Annotated in this window: 26 protein-coding genes and 3 pseudogenes; 19 read left to right on the top strand and 10 right to left on the bottom strand. The window is 33.4% G+C overall.

Features of this window, described 5'->3' with window-relative positions; genetic code table 11:
* The first annotated feature begins 352 nt into the window (after positions 1-352).
* The 3 genes from Y7E_RS0116710 (at position 353) to Y7E_RS0116700 (ending at position 4490) form a co-directional block, all read left to right on the top strand.
* Entirely contained in the window at positions 353-2026 is a 1674-nt protein-coding gene (locus tag Y7E_RS0116710) for a ribonuclease J (protein ID WP_017152420.1), read from the top strand.
* A gap of 177 nt (positions 2027-2203) precedes the next feature.
* The gene (locus Y7E_RS0116705; protein WP_017152419.1) at positions 2204-3037 is read left to right on the top strand and encodes a MerR family transcriptional regulator; all 834 of its coding nucleotides are present in this window, start codon (positions 2204-2206) and stop codon (positions 3035-3037) included.
* A gap of 97 nt (positions 3038-3134) precedes the next feature.
* Complete coding sequence (locus Y7E_RS0116700; protein ID WP_017152418.1) at positions 3135-4490, top strand: MATE family efflux transporter; 1356 nt, start codon at positions 3135-3137, stop codon at positions 4488-4490.
* Positions 4491-4509: 19 nt separating this feature from the next.
* On the opposite strand, the gene Y7E_RS0116695 is transcribed toward Y7E_RS0116700, so the two are convergent.
* Positions 4510-5187 carry a DUF421 domain-containing protein gene (locus Y7E_RS0116695; RefSeq protein ID WP_017152417.1) on the bottom strand — a complete coding sequence of 226 codons (678 nt, stop codon included), beginning with the start codon at positions 5185-5187 and terminating at the stop codon, positions 4510-4512.
* A 180-nt stretch (positions 5188-5367) separates the two neighbouring features.
* Between Y7E_RS0116695 and Y7E_RS0116690 the strand changes: the two genes are divergently transcribed.
* From Y7E_RS0116690 to nfsA, 3 genes are all read left to right on the top strand, one after another.
* Entirely contained in the window at positions 5368-5949 is a 582-nt protein-coding gene (locus Y7E_RS0116690) for a YdcF family protein (RefSeq protein ID WP_017152416.1), read from the top strand.
* Positions 5950-6061: 112 nt separating this feature from the next.
* Positions 6062-6379 (top strand): magnetosome magnetite crystal formation protein family, encoded by a 318-nt coding sequence (locus Y7E_RS0116685; protein WP_017152415.1) that lies wholly within the window; start codon positions 6062-6064, stop codon positions 6377-6379.
* A gap of 197 nt (positions 6380-6576) precedes the next feature.
* Positions 6577-7311, top strand: a complete 735-nt coding sequence (nfsA, locus tag Y7E_RS0116675) for an oxygen-insensitive NADPH nitroreductase (protein ID WP_017152414.1) — start codon at positions 6577-6579, stop codon at positions 7309-7311.
* Between the two features lie 87 nt (positions 7312-7398).
* On the opposite strand, the gene Y7E_RS0116670 is transcribed toward nfsA, so the two are convergent.
* Positions 7399-7851: a VOC family protein gene (locus Y7E_RS0116670; protein ID WP_017152413.1), complete on the bottom strand. Its 453-nt coding sequence runs from the start codon at positions 7849-7851 to the stop codon at positions 7399-7401.
* Positions 7852-7987: 136 nt separating this feature from the next.
* A complete protein-coding gene (locus Y7E_RS0116665) occupies positions 7988-8596 on the bottom strand; it encodes an HD domain-containing protein (protein WP_017152412.1) in 609 nt (202 codons plus the stop codon).
* 181 nt (positions 8597-8777) lie between these two features.
* Here Y7E_RS0116665 and Y7E_RS0116660 point away from each other — a divergent pair, with 181 nt between their 5' ends.
* The 8 genes and pseudogenes from Y7E_RS0116660 (at position 8778) to Y7E_RS0116625 (ending at position 13869) form a co-directional block, all read left to right on the top strand.
* Positions 8778-9683 carry a DNA-binding domain-containing protein gene (locus Y7E_RS0116660; RefSeq protein ID WP_017152411.1) on the top strand — a complete coding sequence of 302 codons (906 nt, stop codon included), beginning with the start codon at positions 8778-8780 and terminating at the stop codon, positions 9681-9683.
* A 270-nt stretch (positions 9684-9953) separates the two neighbouring features.
* On the top strand, positions 9954-10664 hold the full coding sequence (locus Y7E_RS0116655) for an alanyl-tRNA editing protein (protein ID WP_017152410.1): 711 nt from the start codon (positions 9954-9956) through the stop codon (positions 10662-10664).
* A 41-nt stretch (positions 10665-10705) separates the two neighbouring features.
* Positions 10706-11536 (top strand): TrmB family transcriptional regulator, encoded by an 831-nt coding sequence (locus tag Y7E_RS0116650; RefSeq protein WP_017152409.1) that lies wholly within the window; start codon positions 10706-10708, stop codon positions 11534-11536.
* The gene (locus Y7E_RS0116645; RefSeq protein ID WP_017152408.1) at positions 11536-12261 is read left to right on the top strand and encodes an AzlC family ABC transporter permease; all 726 of its coding nucleotides are present in this window, start codon (positions 11536-11538) and stop codon (positions 12259-12261) included. The genes Y7E_RS0116650 and Y7E_RS0116645 overlap by 1 nt, the downstream gene beginning before the upstream one ends.
* Positions 12252-12563, top strand: a complete 312-nt coding sequence (locus Y7E_RS0116640; protein WP_017152407.1) for an AzlD domain-containing protein — start codon at positions 12252-12254, stop codon at positions 12561-12563. Before Y7E_RS0116645 ends, Y7E_RS0116640 begins: the two co-directional genes overlap by 10 nt.
* 62 nt (positions 12564-12625) lie before the next feature.
* Complete coding sequence (locus tag Y7E_RS30970) at positions 12626-12799, top strand: DUF3951 domain-containing protein (protein WP_017152406.1); 174 nt, start codon at positions 12626-12628, stop codon at positions 12797-12799.
* Between the two features lie 88 nt (positions 12800-12887).
* Positions 12888-13475: pseudogene (locus Y7E_RS30020) on the top strand (TetR/AcrR family transcriptional regulator).
* Positions 13465-13869, top strand: a complete 405-nt coding sequence (locus tag Y7E_RS0116625) for a DUF5367 family protein (protein ID WP_017152404.1) — start codon at positions 13465-13467, stop codon at positions 13867-13869. Before Y7E_RS30020 ends, Y7E_RS0116625 begins: the two are co-directional and overlap by 11 nt.
* An 80-nt stretch (positions 13870-13949) precedes the next feature.
* On the opposite strand, the gene Y7E_RS0116620 is transcribed toward Y7E_RS0116625, so the two are convergent.
* From Y7E_RS0116620 to Y7E_RS30015, 7 genes and pseudogenes are all read right to left on the bottom strand, one after another.
* Positions 13950-14309, bottom strand: coding sequence for a hypothetical protein (locus Y7E_RS0116620; RefSeq protein ID WP_017152403.1), 360 nt, complete (start codon positions 14307-14309; stop codon positions 13950-13952).
* 12 nt (positions 14310-14321) lie between these two features.
* Complete coding sequence (locus Y7E_RS0116615) at positions 14322-14927, bottom strand: dienelactone hydrolase family protein (RefSeq protein ID WP_017152402.1); 606 nt, start codon at positions 14925-14927, stop codon at positions 14322-14324.
* Between the two features lie 3 nt (positions 14928-14930).
* Complete coding sequence (locus Y7E_RS0116610) at positions 14931-15266, bottom strand: antibiotic biosynthesis monooxygenase family protein (RefSeq protein WP_017152401.1); 336 nt, start codon at positions 15264-15266, stop codon at positions 14931-14933.
* A gap of 242 nt (positions 15267-15508) precedes the next feature.
* Complete coding sequence (locus tag Y7E_RS0116605) at positions 15509-15688, bottom strand: H-type small acid-soluble spore protein (RefSeq protein WP_017152400.1); 180 nt, start codon at positions 15686-15688, stop codon at positions 15509-15511.
* A 68-nt stretch (positions 15689-15756) separates the two neighbouring features.
* Positions 15757-16971: a helix-turn-helix domain-containing protein gene (locus Y7E_RS0116600; protein ID WP_017152399.1), complete on the bottom strand. Its 1215-nt coding sequence runs from the start codon at positions 16969-16971 to the stop codon at positions 15757-15759.
* 155 nt (positions 16972-17126) lie between these two features.
* Positions 17127-18290 carry an RNA-guided endonuclease InsQ/TnpB family protein gene (locus tag Y7E_RS0116595; RefSeq protein ID WP_026049246.1) on the bottom strand — a complete coding sequence of 388 codons (1164 nt, stop codon included), beginning with the start codon at positions 18288-18290 and terminating at the stop codon, positions 17127-17129.
* Positions 18253-18898: pseudogene (locus Y7E_RS30015) on the bottom strand (IS607 family transposase). Before Y7E_RS30015 ends, Y7E_RS0116595 begins: the two are co-directional and overlap by 38 nt.
* Positions 18899-19084: 186 nt before the next feature.
* Between Y7E_RS30015 and Y7E_RS0116580 the strand changes: the two are divergent.
* The 5 genes and pseudogenes from Y7E_RS0116580 (at position 19085) to Y7E_RS0116560 (ending at position 22743) form a co-directional block, all read left to right on the top strand.
* A complete protein-coding gene (locus Y7E_RS0116580) occupies positions 19085-20353 on the top strand; it encodes an MFS transporter (RefSeq protein ID WP_017152395.1) in 1269 nt (422 codons plus the stop codon).
* Positions 20354-20568: 215 nt separating this feature from the next.
* Complete coding sequence (locus Y7E_RS0116575) at positions 20569-21096, top strand: DUF4398 domain-containing protein (RefSeq protein WP_017152394.1); 528 nt, start codon at positions 20569-20571, stop codon at positions 21094-21096.
* 62 nt (positions 21097-21158) lie between these two features.
* Positions 21159-21596 (top strand): annotated as a pseudogene (locus Y7E_RS30005) (SDR family oxidoreductase); the annotation flags it as partial.
* A 178-nt stretch (positions 21597-21774) separates the two neighbouring features.
* On the top strand, positions 21775-21936 hold the full coding sequence (locus Y7E_RS0116565; protein WP_017152392.1) for a hypothetical protein: 162 nt from the start codon (positions 21775-21777) through the stop codon (positions 21934-21936).
* Between the two features lie 171 nt (positions 21937-22107).
* Complete coding sequence (locus tag Y7E_RS0116560; RefSeq protein ID WP_017152391.1) at positions 22108-22743, top strand: cupin domain-containing protein; 636 nt, start codon at positions 22108-22110, stop codon at positions 22741-22743.
* The last annotated feature ends 9 nt before the right edge of the window (positions 22744-22752 follow it).

The following is a 22752-nucleotide window of genomic DNA, read 5'->3' as shown; positions in this document are numbered from 1 at the left end:
TATCATACGATTTCTCGGAATTTGCTTAATGCAATACTATGTAAAACACATTAAACAAGAGGTCTTTATACAGGTTCTTTTGAACTTGTAATTTGAACCTGTAATAAATATATAATAAATTTTTAAAAAAATCAATGTTAAATTGGCAGACTTTCATGGAGTAAAGCAGTGAAATCTTGATGGTAGAAGTTTTGCTTTATTTAATATTCAATTTTTTAAGCCCCTTTGTTTTACATGTCCTTTAGCTTAATGAGTATGGATGTTCTTTTCATGACAGATAATAATATGTAGGTGACACCTAGATAGGTGGATTTATCATACTAGAATGGTTTAAAAAAGGAGGATATTGGTTTTGGGCACAAAAGAAAATACACTATCCATTTTTGCTTTAGGCGGAGTAAATGAAATAGGAAAAAATATGTATGCAATACAATACGCAAACAATATTGTGATAGTTGATTGTGGTTCTAAGTTTCCGGATGAAAGTTTGTTAGGAATCGATTTAATTATTCCTGACATTACATACTTGCAAGAAAATAAGGATAAAATTCGAGGACTAGTTGTTACCCATGGACACGAAGATCATATTGGAGGTATACCGTATTTATTAAAACAATTAAACATGCCAATTTATGCAACCAAATTAACGCTCGGTTTAATTGGAATTAAATTAAAAGAACACAATCTTCAAGATCAAACGCAATTGTTTGTGATTGACTCTGAATCGGTTATTGAATTTGAATCAATGCGTCTTACTTTTTTTAAAACAAATCATAGCATTCCTGATTGTCTTGGTATTGCTTTTCATACATCGGAAGGAATTGTAGTGCATACGGGTGATTTCAAATTTGATTTGACACCTGTAAATAATCAATATCCGGATATTCATAAAATGGCCAAAATTGGGGGTGAAGGTGTTTTAGCGCTACTTTCTGAAAGTACGAATGCAGAACGTGCCGGATTTAGTCCATCAGAACGATCTGTAGGTGAGCGTATTGAAGAGGCATTTATCAAAGCTCGTAGAAAAGTTGTTATATCTACCTTTGCTTCTAACGTTAATCGTGTACAACAAGTCGTAGATGCATGTTTAAAAACGAATAGGAAGCTTGCTTTACTTGGAAGAAGCATGGTAAATGTAGTGTCTGTTGCCCTGGAACAAGGTTATTTAGATATTCCTGAAGGAACGTTAATTGAAGCTGATGAAATTAATCGAATGGATCCAGAAAGTGTAGCTATTCTCTGTACTGGAAGTCAAGGTGAGCCTATGGCTGCTTTAGCTCGTTTAGCCAGTGGAAACTACAGACAGGTAGATATCCTGCCTGACGATACTGTCATTATAGCGGCAACTCCTATACCTGGAAATGAACGAAATGTTTCACGAATTATAGATAATTTATTTCTATTAGGAGCAAAAGTTATTTATGGAACGGGAAGTTCAACAGGAATGCATGTTTCTGGTCATGCTTATCAAGAAGAATTAAAATTAATGCTTACTTTAATGAAACCTAAATATTTCATTCCTATTCATGGCGAATTTAGAATGTTACATCATCATAGTCTATTAGCAGAGTCCGTTGGTGTTAAGAAAGAGAACATTTATATTATTAGTAATGGAGATGTTGTCGATATTAGCAATCAAATTGCTCTTCAATCTAGACGAATACCTGCAGGGAATATATATGTAGATGGACTAGGTATTGGCGATGTTGGAAACGCTCTTTTACGTGATCGTAAGCAACTTTCTGAGGATGGTATGCTTGTTATAGTTATCACTCTTAGTAAACGAGAAGGGAAAATTATTTCTGGTCCAGACACGATTTCTCGTGGATTTGTATATGTTCGCGATTCGGAAGATTTCTTGAAGAGAATTAATCAATTAGTTGTAACAACCATTACCAATTTACAAAAAGAGAACATTAGCCAATGGAACGTTCTTAAAAGAGATATAAGAGAAACACTTGGTCAATTTATATACTCACATACAAAAAGAAAACCAATGATTCTTCCTATCATAATTGAAGTGTAAAATAAATGCTCTTACGTATATGTTAAGTAGCGAGAGTATCTAGAAGAATACTATGCTTACTTTGTCCAAATGAAAAATGGATTCTCAAGAAAAAAACTTGGGAATCCATTTTTATTTGGGATACTGAATATAGGATTATATAATGAAGAATAAAAGAAATTGAAAGGAATAGAAAATATGTTATTTAATCAACGTTTTACCATTGGAGAAATGGCAAAAATGCATAATATTGCGGAGTCAACTTTACGTTATTACGATGAAAAAGGTATTTTTCATCCATCCATTGTTGATCCGCAAACAAATTATCGATACTACACAATCGACCAATTTTCACTTTTAGATACAATTAAATTTTTACGGCAGTTAAATATTTCGTTAAAAGAAATCAAGACATATATTGATGAAAGAAATCCACCTTATGCTTTAAAGCTTCTGGAAAAACAACAAGAAATGATGTTGAAGAAACAAAGGGAAATTGAATATGCATTGGCGAAAATGAATCATAAAATTGAAATGATGAAAGAAGCTACTGCTTCAAAAGCGAATCATGTGACATTTGAAAAAATATCAAAGAGAAACATTACAGCGTTAGCTATTGCACCTAATATAACGGATGATATGTTTGAATATTATATCCATTCACTTCAAAAAAATATGAAGCAAATAGATGATAGTTTATTTTCAGGGGACCTAGGTGTGACAGTATCAAAAGAAGGGTTACTTCAAAAAAGATTTCAATCATATAACAGTGTTTTTATTCTTCTTGATTATATGCCGTTTCAAATTACTACTTCAGATGAAATCAAAGAAGGGATGTTCGCTTGCGCTTATCATCATGGACCATATGAAGAAACAGATGGAACTTATAAGAAGTTGTTAAGAGATATCAAGGAGAAAGGATATGAAGTGTCTGGAGATGCAATTGAGCTTGCTTTAATTGACTGGTCAGTGACGGAAAATCCAAAAGAGCAAGTAACGGAGATCCAAATTCCAGTAGTCAAAAGAAAATAAGCGGTTGTATAACAAATGTATTTTTAATTCTCACTTGACCTTCAAGTTACTTGAAGGTTTAAAATGTGAACAGAGAATTGTAAAGGAGTATTTTGTTATGGAAACAACTGAGAAATTAAGAGAGAAACCAATAAAAAATTTATTTATATCGTATTTAATACCAGCAGTTCTTGGAATGGTATTAATGTCGGTAAATATCGTAATCGACGCGGTAATGATTAGTCGTGGTGTAGGGGCGAATGGATTAGCGGGAGTGAACGTTGCTGTCCCGGCTTTTTCCATTTTCTTCTCTATATCATTGTGGATTGGAATGGGCGGGGCTACCCTATACTCCATTGCATTAGGTGAAAATAAAATAGAGCGAGCAAGATCAATTTTTACACAGTCTATGATAGTAGCTGTTGTAATTGTTGGTGCTTTAATGGTCGTCTGTTTATGGAGAATAGAAGATTTGGCCTATTTATTTGGAGCCAATGAAGTAATTCTACCGTATGCATTAGACTATCTAACTGTATTATTAACATTTGGAATGGTATACGTATTAGAAAATATTTTAAGTACATTTATACGAAATGATGGAAATCCAAATTTAGCGATGGCGGGACTTGTTGTAACAGCATTGCTAAATATTGTGTTTGATTATGTCTTTATTTTTATATTTGATTGGGGCGTAACAGGAGCAGCGGCAGCGACTATCCTGTCAGCAGCAATTGGTTTTCTTGTTTTGTTAAGTCATTTCTTTAGAAAAAGTAGTATTTTAAGATGGACGAAATTTCATTTTGAATGGGATACAGTTAAACAAATCATGGTGATTGGTTTTCCGAGTTTTACAACAGAGATAACAGTAGCAATTGTAACAATTGGCTTTAACATAGCTTTTATTCAATATGCTGGAGAGCTAGGGGTCGCTTCTTATGCAATGGTCAATAGCATTCACTCCATGACACTATTATTATTCTTTGGTGTTGGAGCAGCATTACAACCAATTGCAAGCTTTCATTATGGAGCAAATTTACCTGAACGGTTGAAAGAAGGACTACAATTTGCCGTAAAAATAGCTGTTGCACTTGGATGTGTAGCAATTGTGATAGGGTTATTCTTTGGGAAATATATTATCGGTTTGTTTGATGTTCAGTCGACAGAATTACTCACGCTAACTGTAACAGGAATTAGTCTTTTCTTTATTCAATATGTATTTTTAGGCTATAACATCGTGTATGGAGAATATTTTCAGTCAGTAAGACAAACGAGGAAGTCAGTTTTTATTATTTTGAGCCGTGGTTTATTATTTATCATTCCATTACTATGGATTATGCCAAAGTTATTTGGTGTAAACGGAATTTGGCTTGTAATGCCAGTCGCAGAGTTATTAACAGCGATTATCGTATTTGGGGTGAATCGCATTTCTCACCCTGTATCAGTACGAAATATAGAAAGAGAACATGTAATATGATAGAAATCCCCTTAATAAACTAAGGAGATTTCTTATTTTTTAAGCTAATTGTAAAAGAGCCATCTGTTTCTTGAACAGAAGCAAATGCAATGTTTTTGATGTCTTCAAGTCCTTTTTTTAGTAACTCATTACGGAGCCATTTCTCATTTTTATGGATTAATTTTAAATTATCATATTGGATATGTGCATCAACAATAAGGGCGATTGGTAAACCCGTATATTTCACATTCATATGTATATCTTTAGGAGTAAGAGGAACAAGCTCTCTTTTAGGTAAAATGCTAATTGCGCCATTTGCTTCTAAAATCGCATATTCGATTTCATTTACGCTAGGATAACCCGCTACTCTAAGGTTAGAAAGTAACTCTGCTATTGGATATCTGCTTTGCTTTAAGTTCTCGAATAGGATATTTCCATGTTTAATTAGAATCGTCGGCTGACCAAGGATAAAACGATTGAGTTTATTTAGTAAACTAAGTTTCGTAATGAAAAGGTGAAGACATGTAATAACAATCATACCGACAATACCTTGCCATATGCCATCGACTGGTATAGCTTGAAAAGCTAGGTAGGATAAAAAAATAATGGCACCAAAATCATGTGGTGTAAGCTGTGCTAATGCTGATTTTCCTAATAGCTTAATCGCTATAATAAATAATAAAAAAAAGAATGTTACATTACATAAAAAAGCAATCAATGTCTGCACCTCTTATATAAAATTCATCCTGTAAATTGTGTATACGTTATCCAATATTCCCATATTCATTATAAATATTACCTTTGGAGGATAAAAAAGGGTGAATTGGAAAGTTGAGATGTACAAATGAACAAGTGAATATTATGATGAGAACATAGAGAAAAATAGGAGTATGTGTAGATGTTAAAGAAGAAAAAAATTATCAAGTATATCTTAATTTTAATTATGATCGTAGTAGGTTATATGAGTGTTTTACAATATAACATTTATAAGCATGGTCATATGAAAGCGCCAGATGATGCAGATTATATGATTCTTTTAGGTGCAAAGGTGAAAGGAACGGAGCCTTCTTATTCTTTGCAATATCGCATTGATAAAGCGGCGGAATATTTAAAAGCACATGAACAAACGATTGTCATTGTATCCGGTGGTAAAGGAAAAGGTGAAGATATTTCGGAAGCGCTGGCTATGAAAAAGGGATTAATGAAGCAAAGTATTGCAGAACAAAGAATTATAATGGAAGATCGTTCTACAAATACAGATGAAAATATTGAATTCTCAAAGTCTCTTATTCCAGCAAATAAGAAAAAAGGGATCATTGTTACGAATGATTTTCATATGTTCAGGTCCAAAAAAATTGCTGAAAAACAAGGATTAAAGGTAGAGGGTCTTTCGGCAAAAACGCCAAAGCCAATTATGATTCAGTCTAATGTTCGAGAATATTTTGCGATTACTCAATATTGGTTAATGAATCGCATATAGCGATGAATCTTACAAAAATGTAAGCTGGTTGAAAGGTAAAGCGATAGTTTCTAAAGTAGTTGCATGACATAATAAAGGTAACAAAAACAACGAAACTTTAGAGGTGAATCGTATGAAAGGCAATAATATTTTATCTTCTCTTTGTTACTTTAGTATTTTCTTCGCACCATTTTTATTTCCAATTATCGTCTACTTTATTGCAGAAGATGATGTGAAATATCATGCGAAAAAGGCAGTGTGGACACACATATTCCCATATGCAATTTTATTTGGTGGTTTGGCACTTTCGGGTGTATTCGGTTTAAGTTTTGGAGAATCAGCAAGTGTTGGAATTGGAATGGTTGTGACATATATAACTTTTGCAATTGTAGGGATTTATTACTTTGTTTGGAATATTGTTAAAGGTGTTAGAGTGTTGAGAGTAGCTTAAAAGGCTGATTGTTTTAAGAATGAAAGAGGACGAATAGTTAACAATTCGTCCTCTTTTTGTATAGGTTTGAAGGGTTATGCTTTAATTAAGGTGAAAAAAGAGCATATTATATAAAAACTTTTAGATGGGCATAAATGTTGTGATAAATGAAAAGGATATGTTAATTTTTCAGTATGAAGAAAAAAGGAGTGATTTTGATGAATGAAATAATACATAAGATGGAGCAACATACATCCGTTCGGAAATATAAACAAGAACCAATTCCAAAGAATATAGTAGAAAGAATGGTACAAGCAGCGCAGCATGCAGCATCATCACATTTTGTTCAGGCATATTCAGTTATGTACGTTACAGATGAAAAATTAAAGGCGCAATTAGCAGAGCTATCTGGAAATCGCCATGTAAAAGATTGTGCGGCATTCTTTGTTTGTTGTGCAGATTTAAAACGCTTAGAAAAGGCATGTGAGAAACACGGAACAGAGATTAAACATGAGGGTGCAGAGGACTTTATTGTAGCCACAGTAGATGCATCACTGTTTGCTCAAAACTTAGCGCTTGCTGCAGAGTCACTAGGATACGGCATTTGTTATATTGGAGGAATTCGTAACAATCCAAAAGAAGTGAGTGAACTACTTCATTTACCAGATAAAGTATATCCAGTGTTTGGAATGACAGTCGGAGTGCCGGATGAGAGTCATGCAGTGAAACCGCGTTTACCAGTTGAAGCAATCTTACATGAAAATGTATATGACGAAAATAAATATGAGGAATTACTAGAGAAATATGACCGCACGACTAATGAATATTATAAGGGAAGATCTACAAATCAAAAGGATGTAACATGGACAGGATCAATGAGTGCTTTCATGTCAAAAGAGAAAAGAATGCATATGAAGGAGTTTTTGAGTAAAAAAGGTTTTAATAAAAGATAAAGTTTGAAAAGCAAATCTGAAGGTTGAGGATTTGCTTTTTATTTAAGAAGGGGAAGAAGCGTTTCTGTGTTTTAGAAATAAAAATAATTATGTGAAAAGACTTTGGCTTAAGCTGAGGTCTTTTTTTGTAATATGTTTTAATTCATCAGGCACTTTAACGAAACTAATAAATTCAATACTATTATGGTCTAGATCTTTAAAATAGACAGAAGCATTTCCCTGGTTAGGACGAATGAAAGGTTCAACCGTATTTCGATCATCAAATGGTACCGGTTGAATATTCCTCTCTTGAAGCCACTGTACAGATGTACGAAGAAGATGAAAATCCACTTGGAAGGCAATATGTCGCAGGGACGGATGATATTTTGTTTTATATTCTTCTCCTTCCCAAAGGCCTAACCAACTTTGTTCTTCTACAATCCAAAGGAAAGCGGTAGTTTCATCTTTTTTATATAGTTTTAAACCTAATAATTCATAGAATGGTATGGATATGTCAAGATTGCGAACGGGAAGATGTGCTTCATATAAACCTTTAATCATAAAATAATCCTCCTTTTGACTAAAATGTAGTTCTTATCTGTAATTGTAATCTATATATTTTTAGATTTAATCGACAAAAAGAGTGGAGGTATCTCATACAAAAGTATGAAAAAAACAGCTCATCAATGATGAGCTGTTACTGTTTGCATGCCTCGACATCAATGCCGGCAGCAATTAATTTCTTTTCGCCTTCTTGTTCAATAATCTTTTGTAGTTTTGATAAGAAAGAATCAAAATCTGTGTGTTTTGCAACTTGGAATGTCATTTTATGTTCGATTGGAAGCCACGTATCGATGTCGGCTTCATTATGCTGAATTTTAACCTCTAGTTTATCAAGAGCATTGGCCACTTTCGCTTCGTACGTTTCTTTTGCTTCAAATTCCATCCATAAATCATACAGTTCATCCCCAAGAGGACCTTCTAAAGTATGTTTAATATTTAAAATGGCTTTCTGTTCATTTTTTTGTTTTTGTTTTTGTAATTGTAATTGTTCGCTGTTCATTGTGTCAAAAGCAGGAATATCGCCAGCTTCCGCTTCCACAAGGTCATGGATAATAACCATTTTTAATAGTTTTTCCATGTTTACTTTCTCATCTAAATAAGGCTGAACCAAAACAGTCATAAGCGACATACGCCAAGTATGTTCGGCGACGCTTTCCTGACGGCCATTTGAAAGCCAGCTATGCCTCATTTCATATTTTAATTTTTCTGCTAGTGCAATGACTTTTAAAATGTTATGTTCCATATGGATCCCCCTCATATTGCTATAAACTAATCTTAATATAAAAATAGAATGTGTCAATTTTACGATTATTTGACTAATAATTCAGAAATATTATAAAATATTTTTATAATATTTTTTTATTTTTACAAAAGACAAAGAAGAAGTTGAAATTGCAAAAATGCTGAGTGGGAGTGAATATAAAATGTACCAACAGACAGCAATTCATGTACTAAATCTTTTGAAAAATATTGTAAATGGAATGAAAAATATTCAGAAAGTGGAAGAGGAATGTAGAAAAATAGAAAGAGAATTCCATGTGACGTATGCAGAATTAATGGATTTATATAATAAAATGGTAACTTTTCAAAGGGATATTGAAAAAGTGGGTGGTTTATTTGCATACGAACAATCCCAAATGATGTGGTTGAAATCTGAATTAGAACTTTTATATGCTACGTACCAATTTTGTCAGCATTACAATTTAAATATTTCAGATACTTCTAAGGCAATTAGTAAAGAGAATCTGCAATTATTTCCGAAAACTGAAAGTCAACTGCAGAATACGTACTATAAATTAAAAAAACAAGAGCTGCCATTTGAAAATATAAAAAAGGGTAAGCCAGGGCGTAAGAAAAAACACCAGCCAGAACAGTATGTTGATGAGAAGGAGAATGAGGTAAAAAGTATAGTGGTCCAAAGTGAAAAGACAGAGAAGAATTTGGTTACTATATTATCAGGGATTGTCGATAATTTTGAAACAATTGGTGTAGAGGGAAAGAAACAAGAACTATATCAATTTATGGAAGGAATCTATAAACTTTCGAGCATGGCAGCTGGGCATATAAAAGAAGATAATACACAAGATATACAGAAAGAGCTTCAAAACCTTCGTGCTGAAAATGAGAGATTGAGATATGAAAAAGAAGAGCTTATTTCTAGTATGGACGAAATGACAAATCAAATGAATCGTTTTATTGAGAGCTCTGATATTAATCAAATTCGAACATTACCAGCTTTTGTGAATATGTGTAAAAAGTATTTGGAGAAAAATAAACTTCATCATGACAAAATGGATACAAAAGAACAAATAATATCTATGAAACAATGAGAGTTACTTTCTATTGGTTTTTATGAAGCTGATAGAAAGTAGCTCTATTATCTTTATCCTGCTATTCGTGGGCAGTAAGACCCACACTGATTAAAGTTTCACTTTATGTTGAAAAATCAAAAAGGATTTATATAGTAGTGAAATAGGTTATCTTGTTTAAAGTTAGCTTATTTTTAAATTAATTAAAACAAAATTCAGAATTTTATTGACTATCCATTTTTTTCTTTTTATATTAGTAGGTATAACAATAACTACTAAAGGGGTGGGAACATGACAGAGGCATTATTTTTACAGGATGCATATAAAAAAAGCTGTCAAACAGAAGTAACAAGAGTTGATGGAGACAGGGTATTTGTAAAAGAAACGATATTTTATCCAACTGGCGGAGGCCAAGAATGTGATACAGGTGTACTTACACAAGGTGAGCATACTTTTGAAGTTGTAAAAGTAAAGAAAGAGCAAGGTGAAATTGTTCACTATGTGAAAGATGGAGAGCATCTTCAGCTTGGAACAGTTCAGTTAGAAATTGATTGGGAACGCCGTCATAACTTAATGCGTCATCATTCTTTACTACATCTTATTGGTGTAGTTGTATATGAAAAATACGGAGCATTATGTACAGGAAATCAAATTTATCCTGATAAAGCGCGTATTGACTTTAATGAATTGCAAGAGTTAACGAGGGAACAAATTGCTGAAATTGAGACAGAGACGAATCGATTGATCCAGCAAAATAAAGAAATTTCTACTCGATTTATTAGCCGTGAAGAAGCAGAGAACTCCACAGGAATGATTAAAACAGCAATCAATCTTCTACCACCTACTATCCAAGAAATTCGTATTGTAACCATTCAAGATATTGATGAGCAAGCTTGCGGGGGAACACATGTCCAACATACAAATGAAATTGGTTCCCTTGTTATTGATAAAGTGAAAAGTAAAGGAAAACAAAACCGTCGTTTTGAAGTAAGAGCTGTTTAAGAAGCGTAAATAATAGAGTCATAGTGAAGTGAGGAATTGCAATGGACGAAGTCATGAAAGAACTACAGAAACTAGGATTTTCTCAATATGAATGTAAAGCATATATCGGTTTATTAAAGCATTATCCAGCAACGGGGTATGAAATTAGTAAACAAACGGGTGTACCACGTTCTATGATTTATGAGGTACTTGGGAAATTGATGGATAAAGGAGCAGTGCATTTAGTACCATCCGAACCCGTTAAGTATGTTCCCGTATCGGCAACAGAGTTAATGGACCGAATGAGAAAGGATTTTGAAAAGTCATTTGATTTTCTTGATCAAAAGTTAAATGGTTTAGAGCAAGAACGCCAAGTAGATGTTATCTCCCATATTCGTACGGATGAACGCATTATAAAGGAAATTAGTAATATTATTGAGCGAGCCGAAGAGGAATTGTGGATTTCTGTATGGGAACAGCAAGTGACTGAACTAGAGTCATTGATTCAGAGAAAAGAGCAGGAAGGGGTACATATATTTTCTATTCTTTTTGGCGCACCAGAGACAAAAATAGGAACGACGTTTCACCATAATTATATGACGCCAGATGTTGTAAAGGAGCGAATGGGAGGCCACTTAACGGTAATTGCCCGTGATGGAAAAGAAGTACTGATTGCTAACTTCTCAGACCAGGGTACCTCATGGGCTGTTACAACATATGATCCAGCACTAGTGCTTGTTGCAACAGAATATGTTCGTCATGACATTATGGTTGAAGAAATTACACAGGAATTTGGTTCTGATAAATTAGATGCATTATGGCGGGGGAATGCAGATTTAGTTCATGTTGTAACGGGTAAACGATTCATGCAAGAAACGAAGGGGGAAGAGTGATGGCAAGGGCTGAAGTACAGATGACAATGAACGAGAATGAAACATTTCAGCAAGGAGTGAAAGATTGTTTACCAACTGTACTAGGGTATTTAAGTATTGGTATCGCAGCTGGTGTAATTGAAAAAACAGCAGGGTTTTCGTTAGCAGAAATAGCGTTAATGTCTACTTTGATTTATGCTGGTTCTTCACAATTTATACTGGCTGGTATGTTTGCGGCTGGAGCACCTACTTCTGCAATTATTTTCACCGTATTTTTTGTCAATTTACGTCATCTGTTAATGAGTGCTGCACTCGCCCCATATTTAATGAAAGTACCTTTCTTGAAAAATATGATAATCGGTTCGCAAATTACAGATGAAACATTTGGTCTTGCTGTTCAGCAAGCTTCAAAAAAGAAATATTTAAGCGAGAGATGGATGCTTGGTTTAAATGTAACAGCATATTTAAACTGGATCATTGCAAATGTCATCGGTGGTATTTTTGGCGAGTGGATACCAAATCCTCATACGTATGGTATGGATTATGCATTACCAGCTATGTTTATTGGATTATTTGTGCTGCAGTTAATGAGTAGTCATCCAAAATTAGCAATTCATCTCAGTGTTGCGATTGTAGCAATGGTAATCGCATATAGCATACATTTTTTCGTTCCGGCAAGCGTAGCAGTCATAATTGCAACACTTACAGCAGCAACAATCGGGGTGGTGATTGAAAAATGGAAGTAAGAATAGATGTGTTATTACTCTTAATTGGAGCAGGTGTAGTTACTTTAATTCCGCGCCTATTACCGCTCATTGTATTTAGTAAAATACAGATTCCAGATTGGGGTTTAAAATGGTTAAGTTATATACCAATTGCAATACTCGCAGCGCTCCTTGCTGAAGTGCTCTTTATGAATAAAACGATGCAATGGGATTATATAATTGCAGCAATTCCGACATTCTTTGTTGCTATCTATACACGTAGCTTATTAGGAACAGTGTTAACTGGGGTGATTGTGATTATTTTGTTACGTTTGTTTTTATAACAAGGATTCCTCACATATTATATCGAAAAGTGTAATATCATGAATATAATAGGGGTGGTGTTATGATTCTTTTAACAATAGGTTTCATTCTGTTTACATTGTTTATTTTCTTTATCATCGGTTTGATTACTTTTACAATGCTTGTTAACAAAGCAACCCCACAAATATATTACACACCTTGCGACTCCGTAACAATGCAGTCCCATAAAGATAAAAATAAAAGGAAGAAAAGTTAATTTTAGGCTTTTCTTCCTTTTTTTGTTTCTGATTTTTCTGTATAATCTAAGTTAGTTGCCTAACTAACTTAGAAAAGAAGGATATAAAGTGGCAAAACCTAATGTTGTAAATAAACAAAGGTTGTTACATGCTGCAAAAGAATTGATTGCCGAACAAGGTATGACAAAACTGACGCTAAAAGCAGTTGCTGAAAGAGCTCATGTTACACAAGGGACTGTTTATTATCATTTTAAAACGAAAGAGCAGCTATTACTTGAAGTAACAGAATCATTTTGTAAGTCATCATGGGAACAGATAGGAGAGGAGTTTCATGTAGAAAACGCGTTACATTTCGCTAAAAGTAGATGCACACAAGATTCTATGTACCATCATTTGTTCTTTCAATTAGTAGCAAGTGGATTGCAAAATGAAGAGATGAAAGAGAAGATTGGTGAACTGTTAAACTATGAAAATCAAGAATTACAAAGGGGACTACAACAAATATGGGGAGAATCACAAATTGAAGGAATCTCAAATAAAACTTGGAGTGTTATGTGTAATGCATGAAATGATGGATTAGCATTGCAAGCACTATTTAATCCATCATTTCATGCGGAAGAAACGTATGATAGATTGTATTTGCTTATACAAAAGTTCGTACCCTTGCAGGAAGGGAAGGAAAGTAGTGAAGGATAAATTGTGGATTACTATTTTATTTTCTGTAGGTATTTGGTTTACGGCGTCAACATTTTTTTACGTATTTGGAGCAGCTGTTTTAGTAGAAATATCCGCACCTTCATTTATGAATAGGCTCATTCTTTTGGAATTGGGCATAGCGCTATCCCTATATGTCGTAATGTGGTTGTATCGAAAAGTAGATTCATCACGATATGCCCTCATAAAATTAGGGATTTTCGGCACCGGGATAGGATTGTTTTTAGATACTTTCATTCTCTATTACTCCTCTAGTATTTTTCCAACACTTTCATCACAGCAAATCCTATCTTTCGCAATCTGGATGGTTATAGCGTATGCACTATATCTATTCATGCCTGTTTGGATGGAGCGTAGTGATTTTTTAGTTAAATAGATCGACCGTTCCACAAAATCCAACACATTTCATGTAGAAAAAGGAGCTGATTTTCAAAGTTCAGCTCCTGTAAAATAAACTTACATTTTAGAAATTCCTTGTAATAGTATACCAAAGAGTAGACTAATAAAAGAGAAAGCGCCGACGGATACAGAAATGATTCGGTTATTTTTCCATTCTTTTATGAAAACCATAAATCCTAAAATACAAAGAAAATACCAGATTGGTAGAAAAATAAAATCGCTAATATAGTTAGGGAGTAATGTATAAAAACTAGTCAAAACTAAAATCCAATGTCCAAGAAATAAGGTCATAACGATAAAGGAATGTCGATAAGGACGGTTTAAATATTTTCGATTTTTAAGAGTTATGAAAATGAAAGCTAATGTTATGAGAATGATTAGAAAAACGAAAGCAAGTAAAAGTAATGTAAATGACATATCAAAACTCCTTTAATGCATTTGTTTCATTATAGTTTTTTGAAGAAATGAATCTATCATTTCATATGCTTGTTTTGTAGATTCTTCGTTATATTTTACAGTATAAGGATCTAGAAATCCATGATCTCCTGGAAGCTGTTTTATATGTAGAAATGGGTTGTTTTGTTCTTGCAATGTTGTAATAAGAGAAGAAATGGAACAGTTCATTTCTATTTCTGGAAAAATTAAAAGAGTAGGACATGTAGGAGTAATATAAGAATAGTCTCGTATGCGAGAGCCGTAGCAGCCAATAATAAAATGAACTTTTGGATTTTCACTGCATAGCCAAGAGATGGTTGCTCCAATACTAAAACCTATGAGTCCTATGTATGGATAGTCTTTTGAAAGTGTTTGAATCATTTCTTCAATTTTCTCCTTTCCATGTTGGAATCCAATGTTTTGCATAAAATGGGAATAAGCGTTTTGTTCATCATTATAATGAAAAGGAGCATCTAGCTGTAAAAGATCTGGGCAGAAGATATCTATCTGTGGTGAAGAAAACCTGGATATGACATCCTGCATATGCTGATTTACACCGTATATTTCGTGAATAACAATTAGAGCCACTTTGTTCTTCATTGATTATAAACCTTTCCTTTGAAAATTATATTCTCTTTCTACAACACATATTTTCATATGAAAGCTTTCATACCATTGTTCACGGCCTCTTTGTCTTGCTATAGTATGTGCTGCATTTTCTCTCCACTGTTGAATTGCTTCAAGTGACTCCCAATATGAAATTGTAATACCAAGGCCAGATGTATCACGTGCGCTTTCAACGTCTATAAATCCAGGTTGCTCTTTAGCGAGCTTTTCCATTTCCTCAGCAACATCACTATAATCAGTCGTGTCTTGTGAAAGTTGGGAAGTGAATATAACTGCGTAATAAGGAGTGTTATGTTGTTTTTTCGTACCCATATTATCCCTCCAAATGTAAATATGAATTGTATTGTATCATAAAGATTGAATAATATGTCTTTTTAGTATGAAAAAATTTTAGGAAATATCACGTACCGTATTAGGATAGATGTTAAAAAATAGAAATTTACGTTATTTGTGAAGTAATGATCTAAATGGCTGGAAAGGGAAAATTGGTTGCCTTTCATTTCATATAGCACAAAAGAAAAATCCCACTTCAAATAAAACTGAAGTGGGATTTCTTAGATTTCCTCTAGGCTATTGACTGGAACTGTTAATTCACGATCTGGATTCGTTGCATCGTATATGCGTGCGGTCCCATTATTTTCATCAACATGTTGGATCATAACAGGCATACCTTGAAAACTGACATGTGCTTGTTCTGATGACTCGGAAATTTCTTTTGCGCGTTGTACATTCATTCTTACATTCCTCCCATCTTTATTATTTTTGCTAAAAAAGAGGAATAATATACCATTTTGAGATGGATTTAAATTTTTTGTATTATTTGTAATGTTTCTTTAATAAACACAGTAAATGTCGAATCGGGAAATTCTTGTATAGCATGAAAGGCTTCTGTTGCTTCATGAAGCGCTTTTTGTTTATTTTGAAGTTCCATATAACAAAGAGCACGATAAGCTCCTCCAGTTATAATCCATGCTTGATCTAGTGGGTGGAACATATAATCTGGAATTGTTGCTTGTTCTAATGCTTCTAATGCATCTTCGTATCGTTTGAGGCCGTATAAAGCTTTTCCCTTTTCTACGTAATACGCCCCGTCTTCTTGCAAGAGTTGTTCATCTTGGAGTTTTTGCTTAAACAATTCTAGATGTTGTAAGGCTAACGTATATTCATTTGTGATTGTGTTATAATAATAAGCTTTTAATATGTCTACAATAGCAAGAGATAAAATATTTTCTGTGAAAACAGCAAATTGTTCGGATTTTTTTATATAGTGTAGATATTTATTTTCATCCGCTACTATTACCTTTTGGTAAGAGAGAATTCGATAAAATTCGTCTGTTTTATAATACACTTGATTTTCTTTTGAGAAGTCGAGAGCTTGTAAGATAATTTCTTCGCATCCCTCATAATCACCATATGCGAGTAAAACAACCGCTTCACATAAGAAAAGTTCTATTTGTATAATAAGGTCCATTTCTAATTGTTTTGCTTCATATTCTTTTCGAATAGATACAAGAAGTTCTAAGCATTCTTCATATTTTTTATCGATAAATAATACATAGCAAAGCTTTAAACTGGTTTGTGTACTTTCACGATATAAAGTATATTTTTGAAAAATCACTACGGCTTTTTCGATATAAGAATGTATGTTGTAATCTTTCATGTTAAATGCAACACTTATAAATTGTTTATATAAACGAGCTGTACTTAAAGTAGGTGGCAGTTCTTTTTGAACAATAGGTAATAGTGTACGATACACTTCTTCAAATTGATTATTTTTTATAGCTTGTTCCATCTTTGGAATAAGCTTTGTCACCTCTTCGTTGTCTTCCTCTAGTAAAAAGCTTGCTTCACATTCAAGCTTACTAGCAAGATATTGTAATGTTTTCATGGAAGGAGTTGCTTTCCCATTTTCAATTTGACTCAGCATACTTTTCGTTAGCTCTGAGCCAGCTAATTCTGTTTGCGTAAGACGCTTTTCTTTTCGCAATGCTTTAATTTTTTCACCAAGAGTAGCCATATAGTTGCTGCTACTAAAAACATAGACAAACATAATCATCTACGTTAGATCATTCTTGCTTCTATGTGCCTCGCTTCGCCACTTATTCGCTACCACAATTTGATATAGCACTCCACAAGCGTAAATTCGGATGTAGCCCACCCTACATATATACGTTATCGAGATGTGATGATCGTATATTCTGTTGCATATTTCAAATGTAGACTTGCGTTAAAACCTCTATCCATTTCAACATCGCAGTTGTCACATTTAAAAATTCTATCAGATAAACGTAGGTCAACTTTTTTATATCCACAACAAGAACATGTTTTCGAACTAGGATAAAAACGATGTACCATTCTTAATTCGATACCATATTCATTGCATTTATACGTCAACCATTCTCTAAAGCAATAGAATTTCTGCACAAATATTGCACGAGACAAATGACGATTTTTCATCATCCCTTTAACATGCAAATCTTCAATTGTTATATACTTCGGTTTGGCTTTCACTAAAGTATTTACAACATATCTAATATATTCCTCGCGGATGTTCGCAAGGTGATTATGAAGTTTTTGTATCACTAAGATTTGTCTATTGATATTCTTTTTAGTGGCAGATTTTTCACCTCTCTTTTTTAAATGTTTATATTTACGACTTAAAGAGTTTTGTTGTCGTTTTAAAGACTTTTCTAATCTTTTTATTTTCTGTGTTTTATTGATATTTTGAAAAGTAACGTCATGACTACAAATTGCAAAATCTTTAATTCCAATATCTACACCTATACCATCTTGTGTGTTTATTTGCGTATTCTTTGTATCCACTTCACAAAGTACAGATACAAAGAATTTACCTGCTTTTTGAGAAACAGTTCCACTACTTACTTTAGCATTCGTGGGGATGTAACCAAATTCTTTTAATCGTACCCATCCAATGGTAGGTATTTTAATGCGATGTCGTTCGACGATCCAATCTGTTTTGTTATTTTTCGGAAAATAGCATTTCACATCTTGGTCGCGCTTCTTTTTGAAACGGGGAAATTTTGTTTTTCCTTTGAAAAAATTTTGAAATGCTTTTTCTCCATTCATAATAGCTTTTTTCATTGCTTTAGAAGATACTTCTTTGAGCCACATTTTATCTCTATGATTCGGAATATATTCGTTATTCAACCACTTAGAAAAGTCCATTCCACTGATGAATTTCTTTTCTTTTTCGTATATTTCTTTATTATGGGTGATGTAGAAGTTGTAAATATATCGACTTACTCCAATCGTTTGAATAACTTTGGTTTTTTGAATATCAGTGAGTTTGATTTCTGTTTTGTATGCTTTTTTCAACATCCTCATCCTCTTTGATTTTCTTTTTATATTTTTTTAAACCGTAAATTCTACAACTAAAAATATGAAGAATAGAAATCATATCTTGAACAAGTTCTTCTTGTGGAGAAAGGCTTTCATTTTCATTATTTACAACAATTATATTTACGTTGAATGAATGTAAGAGTCTTTCAAACCAATCATAACCAAAACGAATAAATCTATCTTTATGCGCAATCACAATTGTATCTATCTCATTTGTCATACATGTATTGATGAAATCGTTCCATTTTTTACGGTTATAATGCAGATTGCTATCGTAATCTTCTATGACTTCATCCACTATCATTCCTTTTACATTTACAAAATTCCTAAGAAATTCAACTTGATTCTTTAAATCATCCTTTTGATCGGAAGTGGAAACTCGTGCATAAATAACAGTTTTTCTTTGTTCGTTTGTCTTGTGAACTCCTATATATTCATTCTAAATATTGTTCATGTGTATAATATCTTCTGTTACTAGGAGAACGAAAAGCTTTTCATTTCCCTTGATTATCCCAACGCTGTAAAGTCAACACGGAGGCATTTAATGATTCAGAGAATTTTTTCGGTTTATAATGTTTTCCCATATAATCAGCTCCTTGTGATTATGTTATATCACGTATGATTATGTTTGCATACATTTTAATTAACTAAAAGACATCTCTTTTATCACAAAAAAAGTTAAGTACAATTAAACTTTTGGTTGTAAAAAATTGAAAAGTAATTATATAATAAGTTTAACACAATTTAACTTTTGAGGGGAGAGTGACATAATGACGGACGCAAGTATAAGTCAAAATGATCCAAGGCTTAAAATTGCAACAAGAAATATCATTTTGATGATGATTGGAAAAGTGAGTTCTTTATTAGGAGCAGGCATTTATACGTTTGCAATGGGGTTATATGTTTTAAAAACAACAGGATCAGGAGTAGGTTTTGCGATTACACTTATTTGCGGCTCTATTCCAAGGGTAGTATGTGGTCCAATCGCTGGGGCGGTAGCGGATCGTGTGAATCGACGATGGCTTATTATTGGTATGGACTTATTAAGTAGTTTGACAATGATTACAATGTTTATTCTTTCTACTGTATTTGGAGCATCACTTCTATTTATTTATATTTCGGCAGCATTATTATCAATTTATGCGAGTTTCTATTCTGTTTCATTTACTTCTTCTGTTCCAAGTTTAGTAGACGTAGAACGTATTCAAAAAGCGAGTGCTTTAAACCAGACGGCCGATTCATTATCGAGAATTTTAGCGCCGATAATTGGTGGGATAATATTTGGGTTATTTTCCATTACATCCTTTTTTCTTTTAAATGGTATTACATTTTTCTTAGCGGCCATTGTACAATTATTTATCGTATTTGATCTGTATAAAAAAGAAGTGGAAGAAGATAAAGGGCATTTTTTAACGAGTATAAAAGAGGGATTTTTATATGTGAAACGACAACATGAAATATATGGACTTATGAAAGTTGCTCTTTGGATAAACTTTTTTTCTAGCGCACTTTTTGTTGCACTTCCCTATATTATTGTGCAAAACTTACATTTAACTTCTAGGCAACTTGGCACTGTAGAAGGTATGTTAGCGGTTGGGATGTTAATTGGTGCGGTTGTTTTATCTGTTCGTAAGGAAATAAATAATCCGTTTCGAGCTATTTATATTAGCTTGTTTTTATTTGCAAGTTTAAGTTTATGTACCGTCTTTCCGCTAATCGTTACGATTCCAAAGGTAGCGAGTTTTATTTATTATATTGTTTTCATGCTTCTTAGCGGTATATCAATGATAGCAGTAAATATTCCAATGCAAGTACATATTCAAAAAACAACAGATCCAGGATATTTAGGGCGTGTTTTTGGTCTTCTTGAAACTATTGCTACAGCAATTGCTCCGCTTGGAATGATTTTGTATGGATTTTTATTAGATATGCTTCCAACTAGTATCGTAATGTTAACATTGGGAGTTGGGCTACTTTTAGTCGTACTATTAGGAATGAAGCAGTCGGGAATGAAAAAACAAGCAGATGTGTCAGCTTAAATTATAGAATTAACGAATACTTTAAGAGATAATATAAAAAGAAATTTGTAATCTCATCATTTATATATGTGTACATATCATCCAGTTTTATTTACTGGATGATTTTTTCTTTTTGAAAGTATTTTTTAGCTGTGTTACATTTAATAAAGTATGCAGAGAATGAAATTCGATAATATGAGATAAGATGTGTAACAAAGAAAGAGGAGAAAAACATCATGAGAAAAATAAGTTTTGTTATGCTTTGTTTGTTTTTTCTAATGGCTGGATGTAGCAGTAATTACGATATCCAAGTTGAAACAGGTATGCAAGCATTAAAAGATGAAAAATATAGTGATGCAGTTATGTGGTTTGAAAAAGCTGAAGAGGAAAAATTTACGGAAGAAACAAAATCCTATAAGGAAGTTGCCAAGCTGATGGACCACGGTGCATCGGCGTTAAAAGATGGTAAATATTTAGAAGCAAAAGACGATGCAGATCAAGTATTACAAAAGAAAAAGGATGCTTCTCTTGAAAAAGCTGTAAAGTCAAATGCAGAAAATATGCTTCAGAAGGCGAAAGATATTGAGGAAAAAGAAAAGGAAAGAGTTGCGAAACAGAGAAAAGTGGACGAAGAAGGCATTGATAAAGTAATCAAAGCTGTAGATAGCATTGATGAAGCAAAGGAAAAACAGCAAAAAATCGGAGAAGTATTGGATAAAGCTGAAAGTGCAAAAGAAAAAATAGAAGCGAAGAAAAATCAATAAAATAATAATTGAAAAGTGATGTATGAGCTGTCGTTTGTTACGACGGCTTTTCTTTTTGAACGTTTTTTGACAAATTTCTTCCATACATGATTGAGAAAAATTACAGAAAAATCGTGAATATGTCTTCTGTAACAGGGACGCTAGTTGCAGATGAAGGAGAAACAGCTTATGCGACAACAAAGGCTGCTATTTGGAGATTTACAAAAGCGCTAGCACGTGAAGTAGCCAAGCATCATATTACTATGAATGCGATTTGCCCAGGTTATATTATGACGCCAATGGCAGAGCAAATTGCAAATGAGTCTGATCCAAATCAGCCAAATACTGTTATCTATGGCATCGCTTCAGGTGTTCCGCTAGGACGTTTAGGAAGAATTGAAGAGGTAGGACAGTTAGCTGGTTTTCTTGTATCTGACGAATCAAGTTACATAACAGGCACACACATTGTAATTGATAGAGGAAGTACGTTGCCGGAAACCGTTTCTGTTGGTATGGAATAATATTTAAATAGAGGAGAAACCTTGTTATCAGTAAGGTTTCTCCTACTATAGCTTGTGTAGAAAATACTTTTTAATATAATTAGAAAATTTAATTTTGTTACAAAAACTTGAATTTCCGACATTCCATAAGAAAAAGGATTATAATAAAATCATAACCTATTACAAGGAAGTGTAACTTATGAATACTGTAGCTGTTGTATATGGTATTATTCTTTCTACTATTGTCACTTTATTTGTTGTTGGAGTATCACGTTATATCCATAAATGGAAAGAAGGGATTGCGAAGTTAAATCATATTGAAGAAGAATTTAATGATTTAATGTTACATCACAGTAAGTAATAAGGTTTTCTTTTTACCTAAATAATGTGAAGTATATCACAAAACATGCTAGCGTCTTGGAGCATGTTTTTTTGTTATGTAAAAATGATAGTAGATAGGCACATCAGTTTCATTTCTTCCATACGATACAATGTTAATTATGAAATGTTGGGAATGGAAAAGAGGGATAGAATGGGTAATTCAGGTTATGTTCCAGACAATAAAAACTTAAAGAAAAGTTCCGGAACTCCAAATCTTTTCTTTGACTCAAGAGAAAATGTATTTTTTAAAAGAGATGATAAAAACGTTGCATATGAAGTGACTTCAACCCAGTTACCAGCCATGATTGGTGGGGCATTTGTTGATCTTTATATGACAAAAGGTCATATGAGGGAACCGCACTGGCATCCAAATGCTTGGGAATTAGATGTAGTCGTTTCAGGTGAAGCAGTTACATCTATTTTAAATCCAGAAACGAATCAACTGCAAAATTACAGAGCAAAAGCTGGGCAAACAGTCTTCATTCCAATGGGCTGGTGGCATTGGATTACCGCTGTAACGGAAGAAGTCCATTTACATCTATTTTTTAACAATGATCAATTTGAAACTGCTGAAGGATCAAATGTACTTAGAATGACGCCACCAGAAGTATTCCAAGGCGCTTACGGTGTTAATGCTGAACATTTAGCAAAGGACCTTGCTCCTATTAAGGAGTCTGTTGTGATTGGGCCGCCGAATTCACAGCGTCTTAAGGATGAACGTCATCATACAGATTCTGATATAGTAGTTTTATTAAATGGAGAGGTAACTTCGTGTGAAGTAGAGTAGCCTTTGTTC

This window comes from Bacillus bingmayongensis (genome assembly GCF_000299035.1).
Classification (GTDB): domain Bacteria; phylum Bacillota; class Bacilli; order Bacillales; family Bacillaceae_G; genus Bacillus_A; species Bacillus_A bingmayongensis.
This window is presented reverse-complemented; position numbering and strand designations above follow the sequence as displayed.

Excerpts from the sequence above, each read along its gene's own strand:
- Y7E_RS0116620 (WP_017152403.1), bottom strand. The coding sequence starts at position 14,309 with ATGTCATTTACATTACTTTTACTTGCTTTCGTTTTTCTAATCATTCTC.
- Y7E_RS0116650 (WP_017152409.1), top strand. The coding sequence starts at position 10,706 with ATGGACGAAGTCATGAAAGAACTACAGAAACTAGGATTTTCTCAATAT.
- Y7E_RS0116615 (WP_017152402.1), bottom strand. The coding sequence starts at position 14,927 with ATGAAGAACAAAGTGGCTCTAATTGTTATTCACGAAATATACGGTGTA.
- Y7E_RS0116565 (WP_017152392.1), top strand. The coding sequence starts at position 21,775 with ATGAATACTGTAGCTGTTGTATATGGTATTATTCTTTCTACTATTGTC.
- nfsA (WP_017152414.1), top strand. The coding sequence starts at position 6,577 with ATGAATGAAATAATACATAAGATGGAGCAACATACATCCGTTCGGAAA.
- Y7E_RS0116640 (WP_017152407.1), top strand. The coding sequence starts at position 12,252 with ATGGAAGTAAGAATAGATGTGTTATTACTCTTAATTGGAGCAGGTGTA.
- Y7E_RS0116665 (WP_017152412.1), bottom strand. The coding sequence starts at position 8,596 with ATGGAACATAACATTTTAAAAGTCATTGCACTAGCAGAAAAATTAAAA.
- Y7E_RS0116645 (WP_017152408.1), top strand. The coding sequence starts at position 11,536 with ATGGCAAGGGCTGAAGTACAGATGACAATGAACGAGAATGAAACATTT.
- Y7E_RS0116690 (WP_017152416.1), top strand. The coding sequence starts at position 5,368 with ATGTTAAAGAAGAAAAAAATTATCAAGTATATCTTAATTTTAATTATG.
- Y7E_RS0116700 (WP_017152418.1), top strand. The coding sequence starts at position 3,135 with ATGGAAACAACTGAGAAATTAAGAGAGAAACCAATAAAAAATTTATTT.
- Y7E_RS0116660 (WP_017152411.1), top strand. The coding sequence starts at position 8,778 with ATGTACCAACAGACAGCAATTCATGTACTAAATCTTTTGAAAAATATT.
- Y7E_RS0116705 (WP_017152419.1), top strand. The coding sequence starts at position 2,204 with ATGTTATTTAATCAACGTTTTACCATTGGAGAAATGGCAAAAATGCAT.
- Y7E_RS0116600 (WP_017152399.1), bottom strand. The coding sequence starts at position 16,971 with ATGGCTACTCTTGGTGAAAAAATTAAAGCATTGCGAAAAGAAAAGCGT.
- Y7E_RS0116580 (WP_017152395.1), top strand. The coding sequence starts at position 19,085 with ATGACGGACGCAAGTATAAGTCAAAATGATCCAAGGCTTAAAATTGCA.
- Y7E_RS0116655 (WP_017152410.1), top strand. The coding sequence starts at position 9,954 with ATGACAGAGGCATTATTTTTACAGGATGCATATAAAAAAAGCTGTCAA.
- Y7E_RS0116685 (WP_017152415.1), top strand. The coding sequence starts at position 6,062 with ATGAAAGGCAATAATATTTTATCTTCTCTTTGTTACTTTAGTATTTTC.
- Y7E_RS0116605 (WP_017152400.1), bottom strand. The coding sequence starts at position 15,688 with ATGAATGTACAACGCGCAAAAGAAATTTCCGAGTCATCAGAACAAGCA.
- Y7E_RS30970 (WP_017152406.1), top strand. The coding sequence starts at position 12,626 with ATGATTCTTTTAACAATAGGTTTCATTCTGTTTACATTGTTTATTTTC.
- Y7E_RS0116560 (WP_017152391.1), top strand. The coding sequence starts at position 22,108 with ATGGGTAATTCAGGTTATGTTCCAGACAATAAAAACTTAAAGAAAAGT.
- Y7E_RS0116575 (WP_017152394.1), top strand. The coding sequence starts at position 20,569 with ATGAGAAAAATAAGTTTTGTTATGCTTTGTTTGTTTTTTCTAATGGCT.
- Y7E_RS0116670 (WP_017152413.1), bottom strand. The coding sequence starts at position 7,851 with ATGATTAAAGGTTTATATGAAGCACATCTTCCCGTTCGCAATCTTGAC.
- Y7E_RS0116610 (WP_017152401.1), bottom strand. The coding sequence starts at position 15,266 with ATGGGTACGAAAAAACAACATAACACTCCTTATTACGCAGTTATATTC.